Here is a 25,797-nt window from a genome sequence, read left to right as displayed (position 1 = left end):
AGTGTAGTTATCTACCACTAGGAAGGAAGGGAAACACCACAGAGCAGTTGTACTGTACGGTAGCCGATAAGGTTTCTTAGCAGCACAACTAGCCGTACCACGAGTTGTATAGGTTAACCACCCTCTATGTTATAAGACTACCGCATAAAAAAGAGCCATCCTGTAAAGGATGGCTCTTTTCAGAGGGGAAGCAGGCTAGCCTTACTTCTTCACAATGTGACGGGTCACTTTAGCGCTACCCTCACCTACCGTTACCAGGTAAGTACCAGTTTTCAGGTCGCTCATGTTCAGCTTGCCAGTAGCATCAAGCTTCTGGCTACGGATCACGCGGCCGCTAGCGTCAGTGATAGTAACCTGAGCACCTTCTACGGCACCACCCAGTTCGATGGTCAGTACATCCTCTACCGGGTTCGGATACATGTTCACGTCGGCTGAGCGCAGGAAGTTCACCACTACCGGAGAGCTGAAGCTCACGGTGCCGTTGAAGTCAATTTGCTTCAGACGGTAGATGGAAGTACCGCTTAATGGCTGCTCGTCGGTAGCGCTGTAGGTCGTGCTTACCGTAGTGGTGCCTTTACCGGCCCGCGACAGGACGGTCTCGAACGACTTGCCGTCGCGGCTACGCTCAACTTCAAAACCTTTGTTATTCAGTTCCGAAGCCGTAACCCAAGTCAGAGCTACCTGGCTACCGCGTACTTTGGCGTTAAACGACAGCAGGGTCACCGGGAGAGGCGAAGGAGCAATGATACCGGGGATAGTGTTCGGAACTGGCGGCGAGAGGTAGTTTTCGGCACCGCTGATCTGCACGGCCGGGTTCGGGTTGATGTTATTAAACTCGAAAGTGTAGAAGTAGTAGGTAGTTCCAATATCCAGGCCTTCTACAACTACAGACTGGTTAGCACCAGCGTATACTACGTAGTAACCCGGAGCAATTTGGTCACCCGCACCATATACTTGGTTGCCGGTCTGATAAGCCGTGCCATCGGCCGGTTGGCTACCAGCTGGCAGCGTAGAGTTCGTGCTAGCCACGATAATGCGGCCTTCGCCATAGCCTTGCGCCGTGTAGTCAGAAGGCAGGTTAAAGGTCACCGTTGCCGTAGTGTTGCCACGTACTACCGAAGGAGTATTACGCTGAGTAGGCTCTACGTCAATTGAACGGCCTGACAACAGGGCGTTGCGGTCGAAATTCTGCACCGACTTGTTTTCAAAGTCGTTGCTCTGGAACTGAAGCGTCGATTGGCCACTACCCAGGTACGTAGGCTTGTAGCGCACGTAGATTGGCTGGTTGATGCTGTAGGTAGAGGAGTTAGGAGTCAGCGTAATCGAGTTGGTGAAGGTTACGTTGTCCAGCGACAGCTCATACTGGGGCACATTATTCGGGTTCAACGGATTTTCGCTGAGCGTCTTTGTAATAACTACGGACTGTAGTACACGCTGAGCGTTAATCGTGAGGGCCTGAGAACCGGAAGTAGTGTTGATAACTACGTTACGAATCTCCTGGAAAGCGTTGTTGATAGCTACCGACGGCTGGCTGGTTCCTTCTACCGAGATACCCTGAGAAATAGCTGGCTCACTGGAATTCAGAATTACTGAAGAGTTAACCAGAGCGGAAGGAGGTAGGAAACGCACGTAGACAGTGGTTTCGGGTACGTCATTTCCTACCCGGGACAGTACAATAGAGTTACCAGTGCTAGTAACACCCGTGAAAGCTGAGTTCAAAGACACCTGGAAATAGGTCGGGGCTTTGATAGTAATGCCTTGCAGAAGGTTGGTACCTGATACAGTATACGACTGCACTGCCGAGGCGACACCCGGTACAGTCGAGAACTGCTGGAGCGTACCAGAAACGTTAATGCTAGACGTATTACCAGTCACGTTATTAGCCGTGATGGCAACTACCTGGGAGGTAGCACCCGTGCTAGAAGCAGTGATATTACCCGTGAAGGTACCACTGCCAATCGTCTGCACCAGTCGAACTTCAATAGTGCGGGTAGCAACTGTGCCGTTAGAAGGAGCAATAGCCAGAGTGCCTTTAGCAAAGTCACCACCAGCAGTAGCATCCCGGAACTCAATATTGCTGTTGGAAGCCGTCAGCAGCAGAGGAGCACTCAAATTACCAGCATTAACCGTGAAAGAGAGCGTTTGCGACGAGCCGCTGCTCGTAACGGTACCGAAATCCAGAGCAGACGGGTTAACTACGATAAACGGTCCCGTAGGAGCAGCTGTGGCAGTGCCAGTAACCCGTACCGAAGTAGAGGGATTGCCGTTGCCGTTGGAGGCAACAGTAATAACGTCGTTGTAGTTGCCGGCAACAGTCGGAGCAAATTGCGCTTGCAGCGTAGCATTCACCGTATTGTTGGCAGGGTTCAGGGTTACCGTCTGGCTGAAAGAGCCCGATGTGCCTTGACGGATCAGGAAGCCCGTGGGAGCAGTGACAGTAACTGCAGCAGTCAGGTTGTTGCCCGTGACGTTGAAAGATTGAGGGGCAGAGGTCTGACCGGCCTGAGTGGACGTAAAGTCCAGCTGCGCGGGCGTAGCCGACAGCGTGGCGGGAGGCAATGCACCCGTACCGGAAACACTTACATTGCGAGTAACAGCGCCCGTGCTAGCCAAGGTTACTACATCAACGTAGTTTTGGGCAGCGGTAGGAGCGAATACAATGAATACAGCCTGGTTAACGGCGCCGCTGGGGCTCGGATTGATAGTCAGCGTTTGGCTGTAGGTGCCAGTGGCAGACGTGCTTACTTGGAAGCCAGCAGGAGCTGTTACAGTAATAGGAGCCGTCAGCGACGTAGCCGTTACGTTAACACTCATGGGAGCCGAGGTGGTATTGATAACTTGGCTACCAAAGCCCCGGGCATCCGGATCTACTGTAATCGAGGGAGTACCCGCTACCCCTGTACCGGTTAGACTAAAAGAGAAGGAGTCTGAAACATTGGTCTGATCGGTAGCAAAGCTTAAGGTACGGTTAACCGCACCTGCAGCGTTTGGCCGGAACCGAACATACACGGTAGTAGACACATTCCCGCTAGCATCGGGCTCGAGTTCAATGGCTGCACCGCTGTACGTAACATTATCACGGCTAATTTCATAGCGCGTACCGCTGAGCGACACAGCGATGGGCGCCGTTAGGCCAGAACCTACTACCGCGTATGATTTGGGGGCCGAGGCGGCACCAACGGCAACTGAACCAAAGTCCTGCGGAGTATTTGGATCAGATGATTTAACAGTAAATGTCTGGGCTTGTGCCAATAATGGCAAAGCCAACAGCATGACTAGAAAAATCCATAAGCGGCTAAAGATGCCTTGCTTATGGTCACTCAAGTATTTGTTTTTCATGAGTTATGGAAAGAATTTGTTTACAGAAGAAGTACTTCGCTGCTGACTCCATATCTTATGTGGTCCTCAGCGGAGCTAAGCGAAATAGTCAGGCTCACATACGGGGAAGCCAACCCAATAGATTAGCATTTTTCATCGATTATATGATACATTTCATATTTAAGGGTTTAACCCGAGTACTGCCCCTTTTTCTCATAATTCATGCCAATGTCGTCTTTATCCAATCCTATTTTTAGGATATGCTTTTTTACCTTCTGATTTTTCTAAGGTCTAGACATAGACACGACTGATTGAACCCGAGTGGTTAGCGCTTCTTTCTTTTCGCCGTAAAGGTGCACGTTTCCAAGCGTACTTTTTATATCCTCTCAAGGATTTAGTGACAAAGATACCTTAAGTAGGATTAATAAGGCATGATTGGTAATTATCTATAACATAGATAATTATATTACTATATAGCCCAGTACCACACTAGTACCTTATTGCCCCCGTAATCAGAGCCTTATTCGTAGCTCTTGCTGTGTACTCAGCAGATAGCTCACTTATATAAAAAGCGGCGCCAGATCTGCTGATCTGGCGCCGCTTTGCTGGGCAGAAGTATGGCCCCCTACTTCCAATCGGGTAAGGTGGCGTTTTGAAACAGACGTGTCCGGTTGCGCCCGTCTAAATCCATGGTATACACATCGGGGGTTGAGCGGTTGACGTTGTTTACCTGCACAAAAATAATCTTAGAGCCATCGGGTGCATAGCGGGGAACCACGTCATTATAGCCGGTGGGTTTACCTGCACCCGTGGTACCGCCCGAGCCTGCCGACACATCGAGGCTACCAGTACCATCCAGATTTTGCGTGAAGATGTGGGCATTGAGTTGACGACCGGTTGTGTCATCGAACCCGTCTACGTCGCGGGTATAAAGTACTCGCCGCCCATCTACGCTGAAAGAAGGCGAGTCTAGGCGCCCCGGCAAATTGCCCACCACCTGTGTACGGTTAGACCCGTCGGCATTCAGCAGGTAGATTTCGGAATCATACACACTAATGCCTACTGTTTGCACCAGAATGCGGTTACCTTGGGCTGTCCAGTCGCACTCCCGGAAGTGCCGGTCGGCCGGGGCAGTAGCGAGCAGCGTAAGCCCGGTGCCGTCGCGGTTGATGCGATACAGCTTGTTATAGCTGCTGTAGATAAGCTGCGCACCATCCGGCGACCAGCGGTAGCCGATGCCTTGGTTAAAGTAGCCATCTACGGGTAGCAGGGTTACCTGCCGTGCATCGGAACCGTCGCGGTTCATGGTGTAAATCTGGAACTGTCCGGTAGCATTGGAAGTGTAGGCTACCCGGTCGCGGTTAGGGCTTAGCTGTGGGGCTGTCTCGATAAAGGGGGAAGTGGTCAGGCGTAGCAGGTTAGCGCCCGTTTCATCGGCGGAGTAGACATCGGTGTTTCCGTTTTCCTCGCGGACAAACAGAAAGCGGGTATCAGGCTGGGCTCTGGTTTGAAATGCCCAGACGTCGCCCCGAACAACTTCGCCGGCTTTATCCCGCACCGTGACCTGCCAGAAATAGGTAGTATTATACTTCAGGCTGGTGGCTACTACGCTGGTGTCGCGGGAATTACTCAGGAGTTGGCGGCGGTCAGTAGACCCACTCTCGTAGAGGATAACATCGTTGCGAAGTGTATCACTTTTTCCATCCGGGTCCGTGACGCGCCAGCGCAGCGTAAGGCTGGTGGGCTGGTTGGTAGCGCGGTCAGTAGGAGCAGAAATGGTGGGTAGGTTGGGGCGTTTGTTGGAGCCTGTGGCCCGCTCCAGAATCACTTTTACCTCGGTGGTATTACTCAGGCTTACCTGCACATTCACCGTTTCCTGCTTATAGTCAGTTTTGCGAATGCTTAGGGCATATTTGCCAATGCTCAGGCCCGGGATGGTAAAACGGCCTTGTGCATCGGTGGTGTAGGAAGAAGAGGCTGGGTTGGTGGTAATAGCGGCGTTAGCTACCGGCTGATTGTTGGTTCCGTCAAGCACTACGCCTTCTACTACCCCATTCTGCTCGGGCTCCACGGTAGTATCTTCGCAAGCAACTAAACTATGCACAAACAGAATTACCAGCACCAGACGAACTGCCAAACGTAGAAACGGGAACATACAAGAGAAATGGGTGGGGAGCGGAAAACGGCTACTGCCTTAACGTTGGGGCTACCTAAGCACCGGCCAGTGGCTATTGCAGCAAGGAGTCGTGCGCGAGGACGTGGTTGTTGCTATCCAGCAAGCGTAAATGAACTTGATAATGATCCGCCGGGCTAACGTTAAAAGAAGTCTGGGAGAGTGTGGTTTTGTGGTTGGGCACGAGCGTGACGCTACCCGACTGGGCGTTGCGGGAAGTACCTGCCTGCCCTTGCCGACTGGTTATCAGCTCATAGCGCAAGTGCAAGGGCTGCGCGGTGTTGTTCTGGCCTTGCCCACGCAAGGTGAGTATGTTTCCTTCCAGTCGCGTTTCGAGGTAGGCCTGGCACGCAGCCGGGGCAGAGGGTGCTTGTCCTCCTTGTAGCATGGGAATGGAAAAGGGAATGAGTAGAGTACACAGATGGCGTCTCATGGAACGGGACTAAACAACGAGAAGAAAGCCGGGGGCCCCGGTCGGCCGGCGGCTACCCGGGCCCCCGACTGGTCTTGTCAGGGCAGGCGCGATACCCGACCCTGCTCAATCATAATCTGGATGCCATTGCCACGCATCGTTACGTTGTAGCCAGGCGCAGCACCACTGGTTTCGCGCTGTACCAGATTGTTGTTGTTGCCTAACTGCTCCACCGAGTACCGTTGGTTGTCCCGGATGAGTTGCTGATCTATCTGGTTGCGGTTACCGTTTTGCAGAATGGCGGACTCCGTATTGTAGCCGGTAATGTCGCTCACGGCTACGTTGTTATTGCCAATCTGCATGATGGTAGTACGGTTGTTCACACCATTCTGCAAGGCGGCGGCGGCATTGCTGTTGCCATTCTGCAGCACGGCAGCCACGTTGCCCTGGCCAGCGCTCAGCATGGTTTGCGTAATAGTACCAACGTTGGCATTGCCCTGCTGATGCAGAAGGGCTTGGTTAAGCCCGGCGGGCGTAGCGGTGGCTTCGCTACCACTCACCTGGCTAGTGCCGAAGGTTTGAATGAGCTGCTGACCAGTACTGATGCCATCCGGTTCCCGGCTGCCCTGGCCCCGCGCCGCCCCTGTGCTCAGCAGTAGAGCAGCGGCTACGCATTGTGCAAAAGTTCTCATAGGCGAAATGATGAGACTAGGTGGAGAAGAATATAAATAGGATGCTTTCGCAGAATACTCTGCGTATGTCGGACTACTGATTGCTATAAAAATAGCTTTATTTTTTAATAAAAAAATACAAAGACAGATTTTCTTTTAAAAAGCCAAAAGCACCCCACCACCGTAGTGGTGGCGGGGTGCTATGAGAGGCAGCACTGCTACCGAAAGCAGGGCGTCTTGCAACTGACCTATGATGACGATGCAGAAGCGTTACGCTGCAAGAGGCCGCTTCGCGGCAAAGCATCTCCCCCAACTTCAGCAGAAAATGCCTGCCTGGCTCGTTCGCTACTAGGGGTGGTTCTGCTTTACCACGCTTACGTTCCCGTTGCCGGTTTGCATCACGTCGCTGCTGTTGCCGCTCAGGCCCTGGTAGGTAGAAGCCTGGTTGCCGATGCCCATCTGAGTTTGACGGGCGTAGTGCCCACCAGCATCATCCTGGTCGATGTAAGCGCTGTTACCAGGCTGCACCAGATCAGCGCCAGCACTCTGGTTCTGAATGGCCGTGCTACCGTTACCCGACTGCTCGATTACTGCGTTCTGGTAGTCGTACTGCTGGGTTTGCGTGGCAATATTGCTATTGCCAATCTGCTGGATCGAAGCGCTGGAATACCAGCTAGACGACGGGTTGGTACCTTGCGACTGGGAAGCCGAGTTACCCAAGCCTACTTGCTCAATGGTAGCTCTATCCTGCAAGCCGCGCTGGTACTGCGTGGCCGTGTTGCCCGAGCCGTACTGGGCAATGGTTCCTGTCTGGCTGGTACCAATTTGCGTCTGGGTAGCCGTGTTGCCTTCGCTGGAAGTTTGCAGCACGTCGGCGGTGTTGTTGTTACCCGTCTGCGTTTGCGTAGATATGTTCAGGCCGCTTAGCTGCCGGGCCCGAGCATTGTTGCTATTCCCCGACTGCGACTGGGTAGCCGCGTTGCCGTTATCCAACGGAGCCCCGTCGCCCTGCTGAATGAAGGCCGTATTAGAAGAACCAACCTGGGTCTGGAGGGAGGTTTGGCTATCCCCGCGCTGGTTGGAAGTTGCCGCGTTGCCCGAGCCGGAGGACTGCGACTGGGTCAGGGCGTTGCCATTGCCTAGCTGCGTGCCAACGGCCGAACTGGAGCTACCGCTCTGGGTTACTGTAACACTGTTTGCATTGCCAGTTGATGTAGAAGATTGAGTGTTGCCTTGAGCGAAAGCACCTCCGGCTACCAGAAGAGATGCGGCGAGGAACGAAATCTTTTTCATGGTGGGGAAAGTTTGGAGAATGAGAGGGCGAAATTATTGAACTAAAGAATGATTTTTTATTCCCTCCGGAGGAATAGGACAAATCTATATTATAAAAGTTAAAAGTCAAGAGAAGGATAATAAAAATTGTTAAAAATATTATTACAATAATTATATCACAAATCGTCTAATATAGTCCAACTCACATACTAGCTTATGGCACCCTTTGGGCCGGCTTAGCAGCAGGACTTGATTTAAAGGAAGGACGGCCGAAGTAGAAGGTAATGCCCGCCCTGACAGCCCAATAAGAGTCATTGTACTTACCCAGCGTCAATTGATCTAGCCGGTCGGTGAGGTAGTAATGATGGTCGGCGCTCAGACTGAGACCGAGCCGATCGGTAGGGAGCACCTCCACTCCTACCCCCCCCATGATGTGCCCCAGTAGCGAACCAACTGCTGCCTGCGAGGAACGGGAGGCTACACCACCGCCCAGCGCCAGGTAGGGCGTAAAACGGTCGCGGGGAAAGAGCCGGTACTGCCCGCTCAGTTCCAGGTAGTTGAAGGTTTCCCGGTAGAAATCACCGGCACCCAGCTCAAACCGACCCAGGCCGATACCTCCCGCAAATTTGGGGTTTCGGGCCTGATAGCGCACGGTTAGTTCGCCACCACCACGCACCTGCGGCCGGCTGTAGTCGCCGTTGTAGCGCACGGTAGCGCCGCTCAGGCCGATACTGAGGCGGCCGCGTCGGTCGCGCTGTACCCGGCCCAGCACGTCGATATCGAGGTTTTCGCGTTTTTCCTGTAGGTAGCCGGCCACGGCCGCGCCGTTGCGGTCGGCGTCATTGCGCGGGGCCCAGAGCTGCTCCTGAATTCCTTCGTACACAAGGGCCTCCACCGATTTTTCAATGGCTTCCTTCACGGCCATTTCCGTGGGCTCGTTGTAGGTAAAGCCCGTTTCAGTTTCTAGCAGCCGCTTAAAGTTCACGAAGCGGAACAGGCTGGCGTCTACCTGCTGGGAAAGAATAGTTTTGGACGTGTAAACCGTTTTGAGGATTTCGCCGGTGCTAGTGCTGATGGCCCGCAGATACACCGTTACCCGATCTTGGCGGTACTGGCCCGAGGCCCCCGCTCCGAAATAGCGCAGCCCGGCTCCCCCCGTGATGATGTTGGCATCATAGGAGATAATCCCTCCTTCGAGAATAATGCCGGCAAACAGCAACGAGGGCAGTGCGGGCTGGCGTTGCCCGGTCATTTCCTGGTATTCGGCCCGGCTGGAGCGAATAATTTTTCGCTCATTGAGCAGGTTGCCCAGGTTTTCCCGCTCAATGGGATTAAACCAGTGCGACTCTTCCAGGGCCCGCAGCAGAATGCTGGTGCCACCCTGGGTAATGGCGGTAGAGAAGCTAGCGCCGTTCTGGCTGGGCTTGTACTGGCCGGTCTGGTCCCGGAATTTGTACACGGCTGCCACAATTCGTTCTTTAGGCTCGGGCAAGCGCCGCAGGAGCACGTTGCCCTGCACATCGGCTCCCAACCGGGCTTTTTCCACGGTAAAAGGCTGGTGAAAATACGGAGCGCAGCCTGTAACGGCTCCGGCTAGCAACAACACAACCAACACACGGCGGTATAGTACAAACAGCATGGGGTAGCCTTCCGGCAACGGAATTAAAAATAGGGAACGGTTACTGTGGTTTGGTTACCGGTGCTGGTGTCGGTAATCTGGATGGAGAATCCTCCGTTGGAAGGCACCACGTTGATTTGGTAGGAGCCTACCGTGTAATTGCCCGCCTGTAGCCCCCCTTGCCCGTTACTACTACTGCCAAACTGGTTGCCGACCAGGCGCTGGGCCAACTGCCCCAAAATCTGCTGGTTCAGGTTTTGCTCGAATTGCCTAAGTGGGTCCTGCTGAAACGGATTGGTGGCCGTAGCCGCGGCGGGGTCGTCGATGGTGTTCTGCGCCTGAGCGGAGCTGAGCAGCCACGCGTAGTTGAAGGTGTTGCCTCCCCCAAACGAAGGATTCTTGGGTTCGTACACGAAGTCTTGCGCCAAGGCGGCGTGTGAGCCCAGGCCCAGAATTACCAGCAACACAACGCGCAGTATATACTTGGTCATACAAAAAAGATTAAAGGGTGAGGTAGCAGATTAGAACACTTCCAAGGGCACGCGGCCCCCGCGCTCCAGCTGTTTGCTTTCGTTGCGGGCTTGCAGTAGAAAGCCCCCAGCTACTTCCAGAGCGTAGGCGGCCATTTCTTCGATGGCCTCGGCTTTGGGCTGCAGGGGCAGCTCCAGCAATTCGCTCTCGTTGACTTCTACAGAAATGAGCGTGCTGGTGCCCCGGGCCGGCTTTTCCCGAATGACAATGGTAAAGTCGCCAATGTCGGGGGGCGCTTCCCACTTGGTGAAGAACTCGTCGTAAAAGTCATGACCGACTTTGGTAATAGTCTGGTCCATTACCAGCCCTTCAATTTCAGTAGGCCGGAACTGTCGGCGCTGCTGATTCTGGGCGGAGTCGGTGGTAGCTTTCAGCAGCAGTTGCAGGGCCTCTTCCAGCTTCTTGGCGGAAAGCGGAGCGGCTTCCGATTCTTTGGGGGCTTTGGGCTTGCCGGCGGGCTTGGGAGAAGTCTGGGCCTGCGCGGCCGGGACCACCAGGCACAGCAAGAGCCAGCAGCTTAACCCCATCAACCACGGACGCCACCAAAAGATGAGCTTGGGTGGCGCGCTGGCCTGGCCAGATTTGGGAGCGGTTGCCATAGGAATATGCGGTAAACACGAGGGACGCTACACAACCAAGAGGCCACGTTGCGAACGAAAAGAAGAGGAATGGGAGGCCAAGTAGCCACCCAAAGGTCTGCTACCAGTTTAACGGCATAAATATAATTATTTAGAAAAATAATGCAAGTAATCAAGCCGTATATATAACATACTATATTTCAAACATAACTTATCTGTCTCATCTGCCTCTCCTTGCCAACAGAAACGCCCTGCTAGGCGCTAGCAGGGCGTTAGGGCATCAGGCGCAGGCCCGCATTATACTACCACATGCGGAACAAATTCGGAAAGGTTGGTAATGAAGCCGGCTTCCCGGCGGAACCCCAGGGCGCACCCACTGCCGGCCCAGAAGACGCCCGCCTGGTACAGCCGCCCAGCGGCATCGGTGGGCAGCTCCGCGAAGCGTTGGTAGATGACGGGCTGGTCAGCATAGTCGCCGGGTGCGGGGGCCACTGTGCCAGGGGCGCCGCCCAGTTCGGTTACATCCTGCCCTTCGCGGCCCAGTACCGGCTTGCGCACTTGGCGGCCCAGCAATTCAGTTCGGGACGTTTCCAGCAGCAAGGGGTGGTAGGGGAAGCATTGCCAGAGCCAGGCCAGCACGGCTTTACTCTGAAAAAGAAGCGTGTACGCGGGGTTGGCAATAACGACGTCGCGGCTACGGAGCAAGCTGGTCAGGTCGCGGGTGAGGTCGGGCTCTTCTTCGGCCAGCAATTCCCAGGGCACCAGCTTAAACACGAAATTGAAGCGCTGCCACTCCGCCGGACCAGTCTGGGCCCAGGCCCCCCGGTCTTCACCCTGCACCGCTACCTGCATGGCATCAACCGGGCAGATGTGCACGTGCGTGAAGCCAGCTTCCAGCGCGGCCTCGGCTACCACCGCGCAGTTGGTAGCATCCTCGGCGCTGTCGGGCAGGTGTAGGAGTAAAAGGCCAGGCTCCAGATCAGAGTTGAGTTCCAGCCACTGGGCAAGCTGAGCCTGCACCCCTTCGAACAGACCGTTGGCTTGGCGTTCCTCTTCGCTTAGGCCTGCTGCTACGAGGCTGGCCCATTGCACCACCGCCGTTTCGGGCAGGCTGGTGGCTGTGTCGGCGTTGAACTCCAGCAGCTTGGGGCCGTCGGGCGTTTGCACCAGATCGAAGCGGCCATACAAGTGCCAGTGGCGCTCATCGTTCCAGGAGTGGCGCACGGCTTCCCACAACAGCTCCGGAATGGCCAGCTCGCGCAGCAGCGTGTCCGGAATGGGGTCCGGAATGCTTTGCACCAGCAGGTTGTAGAGCGTATCGGCGGCCTGCAGCAGTTCGTCGGCGGCGGCTTCGGGCAGCTGCACGGCCTCGCGGGCTACGTAGTTCTGGCAGGCTTCTTCCACAGCCCACTCCCAGCCCAGGGCCCGCACGGCGGGCTCTACATTTCCGGTAAGGGGCAGCAACTGAATTTGCTGTTTCATTTCTTTTCGTCGATCAAAGGCTGGCACTAGCTTGTATACTGCCGAGCGTTACAGGTAGCAGGGGCAGACCGCAAGGCTGGGCCTGCCTACCCTCCAAACCCGCGGAAACCGCCCCGGCTCCCGAAGCCTGAGCTGCGGCTGGAACTGGGGGCACTGCTCCGGATGCCGCTGCGCCCATAGCCGGTACTGCGCGTAACGGTGGTGCTGGGCCGGATGCCCGAGGAGCCACTGGCGGTGCGGCTGCCGGAAAAGCCCCGCCCGAAAAAGCTGCGGCCCCGGTCCCGCTCATCCGCTACCCGGGCGCGCCAGCCGTTGTTTTGCTGCACCAGGCCGGGGTTGGCATAGGCTCCTACATTGGGCGTCAGGAAGCGGCCGGCCATGTAGCCGATGCCACCCCACATCAGTATATCCATCATGCTAGTGCCACCCACGCGGTTTTCGGGATTTACGCGCGTGTATTCCTGCATCTGGCGCTGCAGGGCCTGGCCCTGCAGGGTGTCCACCTTGCCATCAAAATGATGGAGCACGGCGGCCACCTCCTCTTTACCGGCCGGCCGCTCAGCGGTGATTTTCCACTCGCCGGGCTTTACTTCGGTCATTTCCGTGATAACGCCTTCCGAGTACGAATCGGCCGCGTTTCCCCAGTCGCCCTGGGTGGTTTCGGCCTGGTCCGAGGAGTTGCCGGAACAGGCGGGCAGCAATAGGCCCAGGCTGGTAGCGGCAGCCACCAGCAGCACGTTGCGCCGCCAGTCGCCGAGGGAGTAGTAGGGTTTGTTCATGGCTGAGAAGCTGGGAATATAATGCGTGTGAGCAGGAAACGGGAATTAAAACGCCCGGCTATACGGGTACTTACTCCCACAGGGGGTAGTGTTCCAGGTGTACTTCCTGCCCGAAAAAGATACGGGTACTGTCCTCGAAAGAACGGGTAAAATCGGACACGTAAAAATGATGAACGGGCGTCGTCCCGCCGGGCGCCGCAGCCAGGTTATGCTCGGCCAGGTAGCGCTGCACGTGCAGCGCCACCACGTCGGAGGCGTCCAGCACTTCCGTCTGGCCCTGGTAGAACTCGGCAATTTGCCGCTTGATGAGCGGATAATGCGTGCAGCCCAGCACCAGCGCGTCAATGCCCTCCAGCACCGGGTTGGTCAGGTAGGCTTGGATAATATTGTCGCTGATGTTGTTCTCGAAAAAGCCTTCCTCAATCATGGGAGCCAGCAGCGGGGTAGCCAGGCTCTGCAGTTGCACCCCGGCATCCAGGTCGTCTATCTTCTTCCGGTAGACGTTGCTATTCACGGTTTGCTTAGTACCGATGAGGCCCACCGTCCGCCCGGCGTACTGCTGCCCCACGTGCGCCACAATGGGGTCGATGACGTTGAGCACCCGGGCCTTGGAGCCCACGTACTCGCGCACCAGCTCGTAAGCCGCTGCCGAGGCCGAGTTGCAGGCAATTAGAATGACTTTGCACTGCTGCTTGAGCAACAGGTCGCAGATTTTAACCGAATACGCCTGGATGGCAGCGGTGCTTTTGTCGCCGTAGGGCAGGTGGGCCGTGTCGCCGAAGTAAATCAGGCGCTCATGGGGTAGCACCCGGTTAACGGCCCGGGCCACGGTGAGGCCGCCGATGCCGCTGTCGAAAACCCCGATGGGGCGCGCGGTGAGGTCAGGGGAAGTTGATGCCATAGCCCGGCGAAGGTACGAGGGTTCGGGGGCTCGTGCACGGGGGCGGGCTCCCGAAAAACTCGGGCCGCGGCTTATAATATTACATTATAACGCCTGGATGGCACTATTACAGTGCTAACAACTTCCTATATTTCCTGCCTTCACTTGTCCTACCCTAAGCTATGAGCAGAATTCTGGAAGAAATTGACCAAGCCCTGGCCACCTTCGACTCCAGCCACGGCCACCCGGTTGCCATTGAACTGGGAGAGCGGAAATACACCCAACTGGTTCTCGACGTAGCGCACCTGCACACCGACGGCGGTTCGCTTACTCACAACACCGGCCGACCTCTGGCCTACCGTGGGCTGGAAATCCTGCGCGATGACACCCACCGCGACCGGGTCCGGGTGATATAAACGGCGAGTGTGGCCGCGGCCTGCACGTGGCGGACGTAGAAACCACACTTGCTCCCTCAGCCCAGCGCCTAGCTGGGCCGCTTTGGTCCCGGCTTCTACTGTAGCCAGGCTGCTTGTCCGACTTAGCTTCTATGCCCAAATTCTTTGCTCCTACCTGCCCTGTTAGGAGTTGGCTGCTTTGGCCGGGGCTGCCCCTGGCTTTAATCTTAGCATTTCGCCTGTGGGCTCTACAAGCCGGCGGCGCTCTGTCTTTTCCCGATGAGGAAAGGCACCTGAAATCTATTGAGGCTGTGCGGGCCCTGCTGGCGGGCAATCCGGAGCAGGCCAGCCTTCACCTAGCGAACACCCAGGGCCGCCCCGCCGATGCGCTGCTGCGCCTGCCCGTGGCCGCCGCGCAGGTAGCCCTGGAACGCACCGGGCAGCTGCCGGTCACCTCCCCGGATTCTTTGCTCCTGCCCCAGCTGATGAACTGGCTGGTGCTGCTCCTGAATATGGTGTTGCTATGGCGGCTGGCCCGGCGCTGGCTGCCCACCTCCGGGGCGGCTACGGTGCTGCTAGTATACTCCGCGCTTGGCAGCACGAACCTGTATGTACGCCACTTGCTCCCCTATGATACGGCCCTGGGGGTAACGCTGTTGGCGCTGGTGCTGCTTTCCGGGCCCGGGGCCCTGCAGCGGGGCCCCGGGCACAATGGTTTGTGGGCGGGGGCACTGGGGCTGCTGGCCTTTGGTATTTACCCTGGCTACTATATGGCTCCCTTGCTGCCGGCAACGTTACTAGCCCTTACAACTTCTCGGGGCCAGTGGCGTAACGCCGCGGTGGGCTTGGGCGCGGGGGCCGTAGGGGTTATCCTTCCGCTGGAATTGCTGACCCGCTATGGGCATATTTCCTACCTGCGGACCTTGCAGCACCTGTCGGCAACCGTTACCCAGGGCGAATTTGCCGAGAGCTTTTCATTTGTCCCGCGCTACCTCTGGGAAGTAGAGGGTGCTAGTGGCATTCTGCTGCTGCTCGGGTTACTGCCCGGCGTGGTAGCCCTGCTAACCCGCCACGCGGCACCAGTTGCGCGGGTTGTCGCGCTGATTCCGGTAGCGGCCTGGCTGCTGCACGCCAGCCTGGGGTACTTTGCGCACCATCTGGTTTTTTACGGCCGCCTGGTGCATTTCTTTCTGCCCTTTCTGGCCTTGTACACCGGCACAGCCTTGCACCTGCTGCGCCCCCGGTGGCTCTACCTTACGGCCACGGCGGTAGTAGGTAGCGTGGCACTGATAGGGCTGCTCCGCTTCGCCCCAGCTTACCTGGCCCTGGCTTACCCGCGCGACGTGCTGGCCGCGCATCCCGCCACCAGTACCGCCCCGCTACGGTACCTGAACGAGGGAGGACTCAACGCTACGCTCAACTACCGGGTGCCCCCGCGGCAGCCGGCCACTTCTACAACCGCGCCCTCTGATGCACTGGTGCTGCTCAACTGCACTTTTCTCTACCCTCTGCTGCGCGCCGGCTGCCACCCTATCAGTCCGCCTGCGGGCTACCGCCTCACCTTCGACGGGCCGCATTTCCTCACCCTACCTGCCTACGGTTTCGAAGGCTTCACGCCGCCTATGCGTACCCGGCTCCGGCAGTGCCGCTTCCGGTGCCGGGTATATGAAAAGGGGATTCAGTGAATAGACGATACGCCGTTCTGAGTGGAGCAAAGGGTGCTACTAGGTAAAAAAGAGGTCTGCTGCCTTAACTCGCGTTACTACTACAGACACGCTCCTTCGGTTGCCACCCACGGCGCAACCTGAACGTCAAACCAAGTATTTCACCAAATCACTGAACCACCAACTCGTACCTTTGTGGTATGAATCTGCTTTCTGCTGAGAATCTTTCGAAAAATTACGCCGACCGGTGGCTGTTCCGGGAGTTAAACTTCGGGCTGCAACAGGGGCAGCGCGTAGCGCTGGTGGGCATCAACGGCTCGGGCAAAACCACCTTGCTGCGCATTCTGGCCGGGTTGGAACCGCCGGACACGGGCGAGGTGAGCGTGCGCAAAGACATCCGGGTGTCCTTCCTGGGGCAGCAGCCGGTGTTCGATGAGTCGCTGAACGTGGAGCAAACCATCTTCGCCAGCCAAAACGATACCCTGGCCGCCATCCGCGACTACGAGCACGTCGTCAATGACCCCAACCACTCCCCCGCCGACTTGCAGCGGGTAATGGAGCTGATGGACACGTATAATGCCTGGGACTACGACGCACAGGTAAAACAAATTCTGGGGCGCCTGGGCATTCTGGGCGACTTACTGGAGCGGCCCGTAAGCAAGCTTTCGGGCGGGCAGCGCAAGCGCGTGGCTCTGGCCCGCGTGCTCATTGAGGAGCCTGATGTGCTCATCCTCGACGAGCCTACCAACCACCTGGACCTGGCTACCATTGAGTGGCTGGAAAACCGGCTGGCCTCCCCTACCCTCACCCTGCTGATGGTAACCCACGACCGGTATTTCCTGGACAAGGTAGCCAACGAAATTGTGGAGCTGGACCAGGGCCGCGTGCACCGCTACCAGGGCAACTACTCCTACTTCGTGGAAAAGAAATCGGAGCGGGAGCAAATGGAAACCGCCGAGGTGGAAAAGGCCCGCAACCTGCTGCGCAAAGAGCTGGAGTGGATGCGCCGTCAGCCCCAGGCCCGCGGCACCAAGCAAAAAGCCCGCATCGACGCTTTCTACGAAACCCAGGAGAAAGCCAAGGGCCGCGTAAAAGGCCCGGAAATGGAGCTGTCGGTGAAAACCACGCGCCAGGGTGGCAAAATCATCGAGGTAGAGCACCTGCACAAGCAGTTTGGCGGCAAGGTGGTGCTGGATGATTTCAGCTACGTGTTCAAGAAAAAGGACCGCATCGGGCTGGTAGGCCCCAACGGTGCCGGCAAATCCACGCTGCTGAACATGCTCACGGGTAAGCTCGCGCCCGACTCGGGGGTAGTAGATGCCGGCCAGACCACCGTGTTCGGTTACTACACCCAAACGGAGCTGGACTTCGATCCTTCGCAGCGCGTGATTGACATTGTGAAGGAGGTAGCGGAGGTAGTAGAAATGGCCGATGGCAGCCAAGTGACGGCCTCGCAGTTTCTGCAGCACTTCCAGTTTCCGCCGGCTCAGCAGTACACGCTGGTCAGCAAGCTCAGCGGGGGCGAGAAGCGCCGCCTGCAGCTGCTGCGCGTGCTTATCAAGAATCCGAACTTCCTGATTCTTGACGAACCGACCAACGACCTCGACATCATCACGCTCAACATTCTGGAAGACTTCCTGCTCAATTTCCAGGGCTGCCTGATTATCGTGTCGCACGACCGGTACTTTATGGATGCGCTGGTGGAGCAGGTGTTTGCGCTGGAACCGGGTGGTAAAATCCGGCAGTTCCCCGGCAACTACACCGACTACCGCGAGTGGCAGAAGGAGCAGGACGCCGAAACAGCTGCCCGTCCGCCCAAAGGCACGGTATCGGCGGCGCCGGTGGCCGCACCGCCTACCCCCGCAGCGGCGCCCAACCCGGCCAAGCGCAAGGCTACCTTCGCGGAAAAGAAAGAATACGAAACCCTGGAAAAGGAGCTAGAGCAGCTGGAAACCCTCAAGCAGCAGCTTATCGAGAAGCTCAACTCCGGCACCGGCTCCCACCAGGAGCTAGCCGACTGGGCCGCCCAGCTCAAGCGCACCGACCAGGACCTGGATACCAAAGGGGAACGGTGGCTGGAACTGGCTGAGTTTGTGTAGCGCCACGTAAACCTGATTACTCCATACCGAATGCCCGGCAGAAGCTATGCTTTTGTCGGGCATTCGGGCGTTACGGCCGGGTAGTATCCTGCTTGTCCTCTAACTTAATGCAGCCGAGCAGGTTTAGCGGCTGTCTGTTTCTTCCACCTCTACTATTTCCTACCCATGAAATCAATTCGCACGTTCTCTTTGCTGGCTTTCGTGAGTTTGCTAGGGGCGCACGCCGGCTTTACCCAGGGCAACCCGGCTACCCCTCCGAAACCCCAGAGCCCGGCCCAAAAGAGCTTACTGACCCAAGACGACCCATCCAAGCGCCCCAGCCCGCCCGCTACGGCTACCGGCAAAATTGGCAAGGCCACCGTAACCGTAGCCTACAGCAGCCCCTCCGTGAAGGGCCGCACCATTTGGGGCTCGCCGCTGGTACCCTACGGGCAAGTGTGGCGCGCAGGAGCCAACGAGGCCACTACCTTTACCACCGACCAGCCTCTAACCGTGGAAGGCAAGACCCTACCCGCTGGCACCTACAGCCTGTTCACCATCCCGACGGAAAAGCAGTGGACGGTCATCTTCAACAAAACCGCCCAGCAGTGGGGCGCCTATAAGTACGACCAGCAGCAGGATGCCCTGCGCGTAACCGCTACCCCCCGCAAAGCCGCCAACCTGCAGGAAAAGCTGGTGTACGACGTAACGCCTCAGGGCCTGGTGCTGCGCTGGGAAAACTTGGAGCTACCCGTGGCTATGAAATAAGCGCTTGTATACAGAAAACAGCCCCTTTTTGCTCCAGCCGAAAGGGGCTGTTTCGTGATATATAGCCTGATGCCCGGCACTGACGACTTTGCTACACCAGCGGTTAATTCACGCTAAGGAGCCGTTAAAGCAAGTGTAACTCTCGGCAAAAGAGGTCTGTTAGCCGGCTCCCGGAGCAGTTTCGTGTTTATCTAGAAGCCATACTGCTGCTGGCTACCCGGAAGGCTCCGTCTGAAGATAAAACTCCCCGATAGCATCACGACGCAGCTCCAGCACCCGCCTTATAGCGCTTATCGGAATAGCCCCGAAGATGTGCGCAAAGGTTTCCTGCCGCTCCTCTCGCCAAACCAGCGCCATCTCTACTCCGGCCTCACGGAGGAGCGCCGGGTCAATTTCCAGTGCCAGTAGCTCAGGCTCGTCGGGAAAATACAGGTTAGCTGTCGTCAGTACTTGGCGCCAGGGCGACGCATGGATAAACCCGGTTACTAACAAGTCAGGACTGGCGAAGAATCCGGCGTGCTGTGCAGTCAGCCAAGTTTTGGCTTCAGTAAGGCGGTAATGAAATTGCACGTTGATAAAACAGCAATAGGACTAGCAGTAGTACTGCTCATCGCTAGTACGCAAACCACTACTATCCTGTTATTATAAGCTCATCAGCTAGGTGATTGCTTTTTCCTGCGTACTATCCCGCGGTGCCTTGTTTCTGGCCTACCTTGCCCTGGCAGCGGGAAACTACGTTGTCGGGCCTAAATTGCGCTTCAGCTTGAAGAAGCTGCTTTCCACCGCCTGGCTTGGGATTAGTGCTTGCCGGCTACGAGAAAGGCTTGGGCACGACCCAGGTAACTAGCGCTTGACAGTAGCCTGGGTGAAATCAAACTGCACCGGGCGCTCATCGAAAAACACGACCATCCGCAGCCGCTGGGCATAGTCTTTACGCGGGAAATATACCTGCCCTACTACCCGCTGACCGGGCTCCAGGGTGGTTTTGCGCAATACCACGGCTTCCATATTCACCTGCTGACTGTAGAGATGATCGGCTTGCTGGGCGTGTTGCTCGCGCTGCTCCTCGAAGTACGCATTGTCGCTCTGGTGGCGGTAGTCGCGCTCAGCAATTTGCTCGGCGGTTTCCTTCTTTTTGATGCTGGCTACGTCTTCGGCTATGTGCGAGGCACTGGTCAGGATTTCAAACCAGCTCACGTTGGTAGCTTTGGCGGCCTGCTTGTCGAGCTTGGCAGCCAGCTGCCGCAGCTGCACTTCCGGGTCGAGGGAGGGCACACGACTCTCGAAGATGCCTTTTGCTAGTTGCTTCTCGGCCACCGTATCAGTGGGCAGCAGCAGGTAGTAAAATGTTTCGGGGGCTACCTGTATCGGCCGGTCGGAGTAGTTGCTGATTTCCGTCTCGAACACCAGCTCCGCTGGTTCATACCGAATAAAGCCCACGCGTACCTGCACACTGTCGGGGTGATGAGTCAGGCTGGTAGGGTGGCCGTTTACCCACGGGCCATCGGGCCGGGCGGGGGTCAGACTCAGAAAGGAACTGGCCGTGCAGGCAGTCAGGCTAGCGCCCAGCAAGGCAGGTAGCACAAGGCGGGTAAGGGTAGATAGCATAGCTATTCAAGTAGATAAGAGCAAGGGCCAAGACACCAGTAAGCCAGCTAACCTGCCAATGATTAGACTGAAACTATATAGTAATTTTAGCAAGCAACAATAATTCCAATTCTTACCCCAGCAAGTCCGGCGGCAGGCGAAACTCACCCGCGGAGTCGGCTCCAAACGGCCAGACCCGCCGAATAGCCCGCAGTGGCACCGGGCCAAAAACGTGGGCAAAAAGCTGTTGCCGGCCCGGAACCCACGCCCGCTCCACGCGCACTCCGGCAGTGGTCAGGGCTTCTTCATCCCACTCCAGCAGCCACAAACCCGTCCGCCCAGGGTAGTACCGCCGGGCCGTTTCCAGCAGTTGGTGTTGCTCTGAGCTATGGATGAAGCCCTCCACTACCAGGTCGGGGCTGGCGAAAACGCCGGTTTGTTGGGCTTGCTGCCAGTCGGCAGGCTCGGCAATGCGGTAGAGCATAGTGGTCATCGGCCAGAAAAAAGCAGGCCGTTTGGCATCACGCACAGGTGATACCAAACGGCCTGCTTATAGGGAGATACGTCGGCAGTTAAGCTTTCCAAACCTCCTGCTGCACGGCTTTGCCCACCGTGAGCACCAGGCGCGTGGGGTTGGGCACCAGCGTCAGGCGGGCTTCTTTGCCGGAGTATTTCTCGGAGTCAATCCAGACGCCTTCTTTCGGCGAGGGTTTGCCGCTGGTGTTGAGCGGGAGGTAGGCGGTAGGCAGGAGCACGTCGGTGTCGGAGCCTAGCTCATCGTGCACTTTCTCCAGGGCCGCCTCCAGGAAGGAGCCATATTCCTCGTTGAAATCGTCTTCCAGGTCGTGCAGCTCTTCCTCTACGTCATCGTAGCGGGCATCATCATAGGTGAGGGTCTGCAACTCGGCTTTCTTCTCGATGAGGGCCACGAGGGCGCGGTTTAGCTCTTCCGAATTCATAAGCGTAAAGCAATGGGTTATGGCTACAAAGGTGAAGAGGATTTAGCAGTTTCGTATGCCTTTCCCGCCTTTTCATCCAATTCTACGAAGAATGGTCCATCTGTGTCTAAGGCACCTGGTTCAGCTGCGGTTTTGGAAAGGCGGCGTGCACTTTCGGATGCGGGCTTCCGGTCCTGCACCGGGGTAGCGCCAGGCCCGGAGCGTAGCGCTAAGTAGGCAGGAAATGATTTAACCTAAACCTGTATTTTTACCCAGGCAATCCACTTACCCCACCCTACCCCCTCCGCCCATGGAAACCATGACCTCACCGGCCGTACAGGCCCAACCCGCCCAGGACTTCCTGCCCCTCAACGGCACCGACTACATCGAATTTTACGTGGGCAACGCCAAGCAGTCGGCCTACTACTACCAGGCCGCGTTTGGCTTTGAGCTGGTGGCCTACGCCGGCCCCGAGACCGGCGTGCGCGACCTGGCCAGCTACGTGCTGCAGCAAAACAAAATCCGCTTCGTGCTGACCACTTCCCTGCTGCCCGACTCCGACATCACGCGCCACGTAGCCCAGCACGGCGACGGGGTGAAGGTAATGGCTCTGTGGGTAGACGACGCCCGTAAGTCCTTCGAGGAAACCACCAAGCGCGGTGCCAAGCCCGCCTTCGAGCCCTATACCATCGAGGACGAAAACGGCTCGGTAACCATGGCTGGTATTTACACCTACGGCGAAACCATCCACACCTTCGTGGAGCGCAGCCAGTACACTGGCCCCTTCCTACCCGGCTTCGTGGCCAAAACCAGCAACATTCCGCAGGGCGCACCCGTGGGCCTACAGTACGTGGACCACTGCGTGGGCAACGTGGGCTGGGGCGAAATGAACCAGTGGGTAAAGTTCTACGAGGACGTGATGGGCTTTAAGCTGCTCATCACCTTCGATGACGACGACATCAGCACGGAGTATTCGGCCCTGATGAGCAAGGTGGTATCCAATGGCAACGGCTTCGTGAAGTTCCCCATCAACGAGCCAGCCGAGGGCAAGAAAAAGTCGCAGATTGAGGAGTACCTCGACTTCTACCACTCGCCCGGCGTGCAGCACATGGCCCTCATCACCCACGACATCCGCACGACGGTGACCGAGCTACGCCGTCGCGGCGTGGAGTTCCTGACCGTACCCAACACCTACTACGAGGACCTTCTAGACCGCGTGGGCCACATCGATGAGGACCTGGAAAGCATCAAGGAGCTGAACCTGCTCGTGGACCGCGACGAGGAAGGCTACCTGCTACAGATCTTCACCAAGCCCGTAGAAGACCGCCCCACTGTGTTCTATGAAATCATTCAGCGCAAAGGCGCCAAGAGCTTCGGCAAAGGCAACTTCAAGGCGCTCTTCGAAGCCATTGAGCGGGAGCAGGCCCTACGCGGCAACCTGTAAACCGCTGGTTTAGCCAAAAACAGAAAGCCCCGACGCTGCTACCAGCGTCGGGGCTTTCTGTTTCTACCCAGACCGTCATGTCGAGCTTGTCGAGACATCTCGCGTGCTGATGTTGGATTATCAACGATTCGAGCGAGATGTCTCGACAAGCTCGACATGACGGTCTAGGAAAAGCCCGCGGGATTCTTCTGTCCCGCCTCTGTATGACGTTCCCGCTGCCCTACCCCTACTTCAGCGGCGCGGTGGTTAGGGGCGTGACGGGGGTAGTGGCGGGGCGGCGGCCCTGGTAATCGGGCATGGAAACGTTGGGCAGGCGCGGCAGCACGTAGCGGGCAAAGTAGTCGGCTTCATTCAGCAGAGGATAGCCGGAGAAGATGAAGGCCCGGAAGCCCATGTCCATGTAGCGCTGCAGCTTTTCTACAATCTGGTCGGGGTTGCCGACCAGGGCCCCGCCGGCCCCGGAGCGGGCCTTGCCGATATCGGTCCAGAGCAGGGGCTCCACGAAGCCTTCCATATCGGCGTGCTCGCGCAGCTGGTTCTGGCGGTGCACCCCCAACGACCACGAGTCCTGGGCGCGGCTCTTGATTTCAGCACCCTTCACTGGGTCAAACTTCGACATGAGCTTTTTGGCGTAGGCCCGGGCCTCATCCTCGGTTTCGCGCACGATGACGTGAATGCGCAGGCCAAAATCAATCTGGCGGCCGTGGCGGGCGGCACGGGCGCTTAGGTCCTGCATGGTTTCGTAGAGCATTTCCTCGGTTTCGGGCCACATCAGGAACATGTCGCAGTACTGGGCACATACCTCCCGGGCTCCCTCTGAGGTGCCGCCGAAGTAGAGCAGCGGGCCGCCGTTTTGCTGGTAGGGCTTAGCCGGGTCAGAGGGCATATCGAACTGGTACAGCTCGCCCTTGTGCACAATGCGCTCCTGGGTCCAGGCCTGGCGCAGAATTTCGATGGTTTCGGCGCAGCGCTGGTAGCGCAGGGCCGGGTCCTCGCGCAGGCCGGGCAGGTCGGAGTTGATGATGTTGATGGTCAGACGGCCCTCCAGCATGTGGTCGAGGGAAGCCAGGGCCCGGGCCAGCATGGGCGGGTGAATTTCGCCGGTCCGGATGGCCGTAAGCAGGTTAATGCGCGAAGTTTGAGGGGCAATGCCCGCGGCAAACGTCATGACATCCTGCCCCACCGTATAGGAGGTAGGCAGCAGAATATTGGAGTAGCCCAGCTGCTCCGATTTCAGCACAATGTCGCGGCAGTGGGCCCAGGAGCTGCGGTACGCGCCATCGAGTACACTCAGGTACTGGGTGTCGCCGCCGCAGAGGTCATCAAACCAAGATATTTCAGCCACTCGCTCCGGGGTCCGGATGGGTACCGTGGTGATGGGTAGGGAAAGAGGCATTATGTGTAGGTAGGGCTGATGTTTTAAAGAAGAGTACCGACAAACCGTCGTTAAGCGGTGCCGCTAGTAACCGTAAAAATCGTTGTCATGCTGAGCGGAGCCGAAGCATCTCTACCGCTTCGTTGTGATTCACTAGCCCAGGGTTTAAACCCTGGGCGATGGAGCGGGTATCGTTGCTACCCTGGTTGAGTAGTCAGAGGTAGAGATGCTTCGACTTCGCTCAGCATAACAACGGGTTTGGTTGAAATCAATGGGTAGCAATCCAATCAGTCAATTGACGCTTTGCTTTTCCGGGACAGAAAGTATAACCCCAGCCCGACTACCGCGGCAATGCCTACGTCGCGGGCTTCGGTGGCGGCGCTGTTGGAGAGTAGCCAGAGGCAGAGCAGCACGCAGAGCACGGCTACCACTACCCCACCCCACACCTGGAAGGGCGCGGGCTGCTCCGGGTTCCGGCGGCGCAACACGGGTAGGGCAGCGCAGGTCAGGGCGAAGTAGGCCAGGCGGATAATGGTGCTCAGGGTCAGGGCATAGATGAACGTGCCCGACACGGCCAGCACCAGCTTCAGGGCCGCCGATACCAGCAGGGCTACGTAGGGCGTGTGGTAGCGCGGGTGCAGGCGGCCAAACACGGCCGGAATCTGGCCCTGCTCGGCTAAGGCAAACAAAAGGCGTGGGCCGGTCAGCATGAGGGCGTTCAGGGTGCCCAGGGCCGTGAGCAGGGCCGCCACCGCAATAAAGGCTCCGCCGGCCGGCCCCAGAAACTGCTGGCTGGCATCGGCCAGAGGACGCTCCGAAGAAGCTAAGCCTGGCAGCGTGCCAATGCACACGACCTGCACCAGCACGAACAATCCCGCTACCGTGGCAATGGCCGTAAACAAGGCAAACGGCACCGTGCGTTGGGGCTGCTGAATCTCGCCGGCCGGAATGGCAGCTACATCAAAGCCCGAAAAGGTGAAGATGAGCAGCAGCGCGGCACTGGAAAAGCTGACGTAAGTAGGCGGCACGACAAATGAAAACGCCTGCCAATCGACGAAGAACAGCCCTACCCCCGTAAACAGACCCAACACCACCAGCTTGCTCACGGTAAACAGGTTGTTCACGAGCGAAGCCGTGCGCACGCCTACCCAGTTGATGGCGGTAAGCCCTACAATCAGCCCGGCCATCAAGGCAAATCGGGGCAGCCCTGCTCCTACCGCCGGCCAAAAGTAGGCGGCATAGCTCACCAGCAAGTTGCAGATGGAGGCAAAGCTGGCCAGCCGCGAAATCCACAACAGCCACCCGACTTCAAACCCCACCAGCGGCCCGAAGGCCTCGCGGGCATACAGGTAGGGCCCGCCGGTGCCATTGAACCGGCTGCTGACCTCGGCGAAGCACAGAATGATAAGCGTGACGATGGCCGCACTCACGCCGTAAGCTACCAAGCTATAAGCGCCTACCAGGGCGTAGAGCTTGGAAGGCAGTCCCAGAATGCCGGCCCCAATGGTGATGTTGATGATGAGGGCGACAAAATCCCAGCGGCGAATGCCGCGCACCAGGCCCGCGGGCGAGGTAGCCAGAGTAGAAGAAGTCATGCAGCGCAGAAAAGCGGAAGGAAACGGGCGGCGGGTAGCCGCGGGCACAGGGTGTCAGCAGGTCGCGGTGGGGCGACAACAACACGGGCGGTTTCCTATCAGCTTCGCTGGCATCATGCAATACAAATAGCTCCCGGGCGGGAACAGCGGCGGCAAAGATACTCCTTCGGCTTTCCTGGGCAAGACATGGCCTTGGCGCCTCAGGCAGGGGTAGGCGCCGCTTGATTATGACAGTGGCC

At 57.5% G+C, this 25,797-nt stretch carries 22 protein-coding genes; 5 read left to right on the top strand and 17 right to left on the bottom strand.

The features are described 5' to 3' along the window. Positions 1-201 precede the first annotated feature (201 nt). From K3G63_RS01060 to murI, 11 genes are all read right to left on the bottom strand, one after another. Positions 202-2,814 (bottom strand): T9SS type A sorting domain-containing protein, encoded by a 2,613-nt coding sequence (locus tag K3G63_RS01060; RefSeq protein WP_220612250.1) that lies wholly within the window; start codon positions 2,812-2,814, stop codon positions 202-204. A 1,129-nt stretch (positions 2,815-3,943) separates the two neighbouring features. Next, the gene (locus tag K3G63_RS01055) at positions 3,944-5,473 is read right to left on the bottom strand and encodes a carboxypeptidase regulatory-like domain-containing protein (RefSeq protein ID WP_220612249.1); all 1,530 of its coding nucleotides are present in this window, start codon (positions 5,471-5,473) and stop codon (positions 3,944-3,946) included. 73 nt (positions 5,474-5,546) lie between these two features. Beyond that, positions 5,547-5,879, bottom strand: a complete 333-nt coding sequence (gene csgH, locus K3G63_RS01050; protein WP_220612248.1) for a curli-like amyloid fiber formation chaperone CsgH — start codon at positions 5,877-5,879, stop codon at positions 5,547-5,549. Between the two features lie 122 nt (positions 5,880-6,001). Next, positions 6,002-6,595 (bottom strand): hypothetical protein, encoded by a 594-nt coding sequence (locus K3G63_RS01045; RefSeq protein ID WP_220612247.1) that lies wholly within the window; start codon positions 6,593-6,595, stop codon positions 6,002-6,004. A gap of 327 nt (positions 6,596-6,922) precedes the next feature. Then, positions 6,923-7,867 carry a hypothetical protein gene (locus K3G63_RS01040; protein ID WP_220612246.1) on the bottom strand — a complete coding sequence of 315 codons (945 nt, stop codon included), beginning with the start codon at positions 7,865-7,867 and terminating at the stop codon, positions 6,923-6,925. Positions 7,868-8,060: 193 nt separating this feature from the next. Further along, positions 8,061-9,485: a CsgG/HfaB family protein gene (locus K3G63_RS01035; RefSeq protein ID WP_220612245.1), complete on the bottom strand. Its 1,425-nt coding sequence runs from the start codon at positions 9,483-9,485 to the stop codon at positions 8,061-8,063. Between the two features lie 23 nt (positions 9,486-9,508). After that, positions 9,509-9,955, bottom strand: coding sequence for a curli production assembly/transport component CsgF (locus tag K3G63_RS01030; protein ID WP_220612244.1), 447 nt, complete (start codon positions 9,953-9,955; stop codon positions 9,509-9,511). Between the two features lie 30 nt (positions 9,956-9,985). Next, a complete protein-coding gene (locus K3G63_RS01025) occupies positions 9,986-10,594 on the bottom strand; it encodes a curli production assembly/transport protein CsgE (RefSeq protein WP_220612243.1) in 609 nt (202 codons plus the stop codon). A gap of 276 nt (positions 10,595-10,870) precedes the next feature. Continuing rightward, positions 10,871-12,055 (bottom strand): glutathionylspermidine synthase family protein, encoded by a 1,185-nt coding sequence (locus K3G63_RS01020; RefSeq protein WP_220612242.1) that lies wholly within the window; start codon positions 12,053-12,055, stop codon positions 10,871-10,873. Positions 12,056-12,141: 86 nt separating this feature from the next. Then, a complete protein-coding gene (locus tag K3G63_RS01015; RefSeq protein WP_220612241.1) occupies positions 12,142-12,834 on the bottom strand; it encodes a hypothetical protein in 693 nt (230 codons plus the stop codon). 70 nt (positions 12,835-12,904) lie between these two features. Beyond that, positions 12,905-13,735: a glutamate racemase gene (gene murI, locus K3G63_RS01010; protein ID WP_220612240.1), complete on the bottom strand. Its 831-nt coding sequence runs from the start codon at positions 13,733-13,735 to the stop codon at positions 12,905-12,907. 161 nt (positions 13,736-13,896) lie between these two features. On the opposite strand from murI, the gene K3G63_RS01005 reads away from it, so the two are divergent. The 4 genes from K3G63_RS01005 to K3G63_RS00990 all read left to right on the top strand — a co-directional run bounded on the left by K3G63_RS01005 (position 13,897) and on the right by K3G63_RS00990 (position 18,619). Continuing rightward, on the top strand, positions 13,897-14,130 hold the full coding sequence (locus K3G63_RS01005; protein WP_220612239.1) for a hypothetical protein: 234 nt from the start codon (positions 13,897-13,899) through the stop codon (positions 14,128-14,130). A gap of 131 nt (positions 14,131-14,261) precedes the next feature. Then, complete coding sequence (locus K3G63_RS01000; protein WP_220612238.1) at positions 14,262-15,794, top strand: hypothetical protein; 1,533 nt, start codon at positions 14,262-14,264, stop codon at positions 15,792-15,794. Positions 15,795-15,973: 179 nt separating this feature from the next. Continuing rightward, positions 15,974-17,872 carry an ABC-F family ATP-binding cassette domain-containing protein gene (locus tag K3G63_RS00995; RefSeq protein ID WP_110977989.1) on the top strand — a complete coding sequence of 633 codons (1,899 nt, stop codon included), beginning with the start codon at positions 15,974-15,976 and terminating at the stop codon, positions 17,870-17,872. 165 nt (positions 17,873-18,037) lie between these two features. Further along, positions 18,038-18,619, top strand: coding sequence for a DUF2911 domain-containing protein (locus K3G63_RS00990; protein ID WP_220612237.1), 582 nt, complete (start codon positions 18,038-18,040; stop codon positions 18,617-18,619). Positions 18,620-18,832: 213 nt separating this feature from the next. Here K3G63_RS00990 and K3G63_RS00985 read toward each other — a convergent pair whose 3' ends face one another. The 4 genes from K3G63_RS00985 to K3G63_RS00970 form a co-directional block, all read right to left on the bottom strand. Then, the gene (locus tag K3G63_RS00985) at positions 18,833-19,189 is read right to left on the bottom strand and encodes a DUF952 domain-containing protein (RefSeq protein ID WP_220612236.1); all 357 of its coding nucleotides are present in this window, start codon (positions 19,187-19,189) and stop codon (positions 18,833-18,835) included. 273 nt (positions 19,190-19,462) lie between these two features. After that, a complete protein-coding gene (locus tag K3G63_RS00980; protein ID WP_220612235.1) occupies positions 19,463-20,227 on the bottom strand; it encodes a hypothetical protein in 765 nt (254 codons plus the stop codon). 112 nt (positions 20,228-20,339) lie between these two features. Beyond that, on the bottom strand, positions 20,340-20,699 hold the full coding sequence (locus K3G63_RS00975) for a DUF952 domain-containing protein (protein WP_220612234.1): 360 nt from the start codon (positions 20,697-20,699) through the stop codon (positions 20,340-20,342). 79 nt (positions 20,700-20,778) lie between these two features. Then, a complete protein-coding gene (locus K3G63_RS00970; protein WP_220612233.1) occupies positions 20,779-21,165 on the bottom strand; it encodes a hypothetical protein in 387 nt (128 codons plus the stop codon). Between the two features lie 289 nt (positions 21,166-21,454). On the opposite strand from K3G63_RS00970, the gene hppD reads away from it, so the two are divergent. Continuing rightward, the gene (gene hppD, locus K3G63_RS00965) at positions 21,455-22,588 is read left to right on the top strand and encodes a 4-hydroxyphenylpyruvate dioxygenase (protein WP_220612232.1); all 1,134 of its coding nucleotides are present in this window, start codon (positions 21,455-21,457) and stop codon (positions 22,586-22,588) included. A gap of 226 nt (positions 22,589-22,814) precedes the next feature. On the opposite strand, the gene K3G63_RS00960 is transcribed toward hppD, so the two are convergent. Both K3G63_RS00960 and K3G63_RS00955 read right to left on the bottom strand, forming a co-directional pair. Further along, complete coding sequence (locus tag K3G63_RS00960) at positions 22,815-23,984, bottom strand: LLM class flavin-dependent oxidoreductase (protein ID WP_220612231.1); 1,170 nt, start codon at positions 23,982-23,984, stop codon at positions 22,815-22,817. Positions 23,985-24,250: 266 nt separating this feature from the next. Then, entirely contained in the window at positions 24,251-25,558 is a 1,308-nt protein-coding gene (locus K3G63_RS00955; protein WP_220612230.1) for an APC family permease, read from the bottom strand. Positions 25,559-25,797: the final 239 nt, after the last annotated feature.

The sequence above is a fragment of the Hymenobacter sp. HSC-4F20 genome (assembly GCF_019599275.1).
Lineage (GTDB): Bacteria > Bacteroidota > Bacteroidia > Cytophagales > Hymenobacteraceae > Hymenobacter.
The sequence above is the reverse complement of the archived record's forward strand: the minus strand, read 5'-3'. Positions and strand labels throughout refer to the sequence as shown.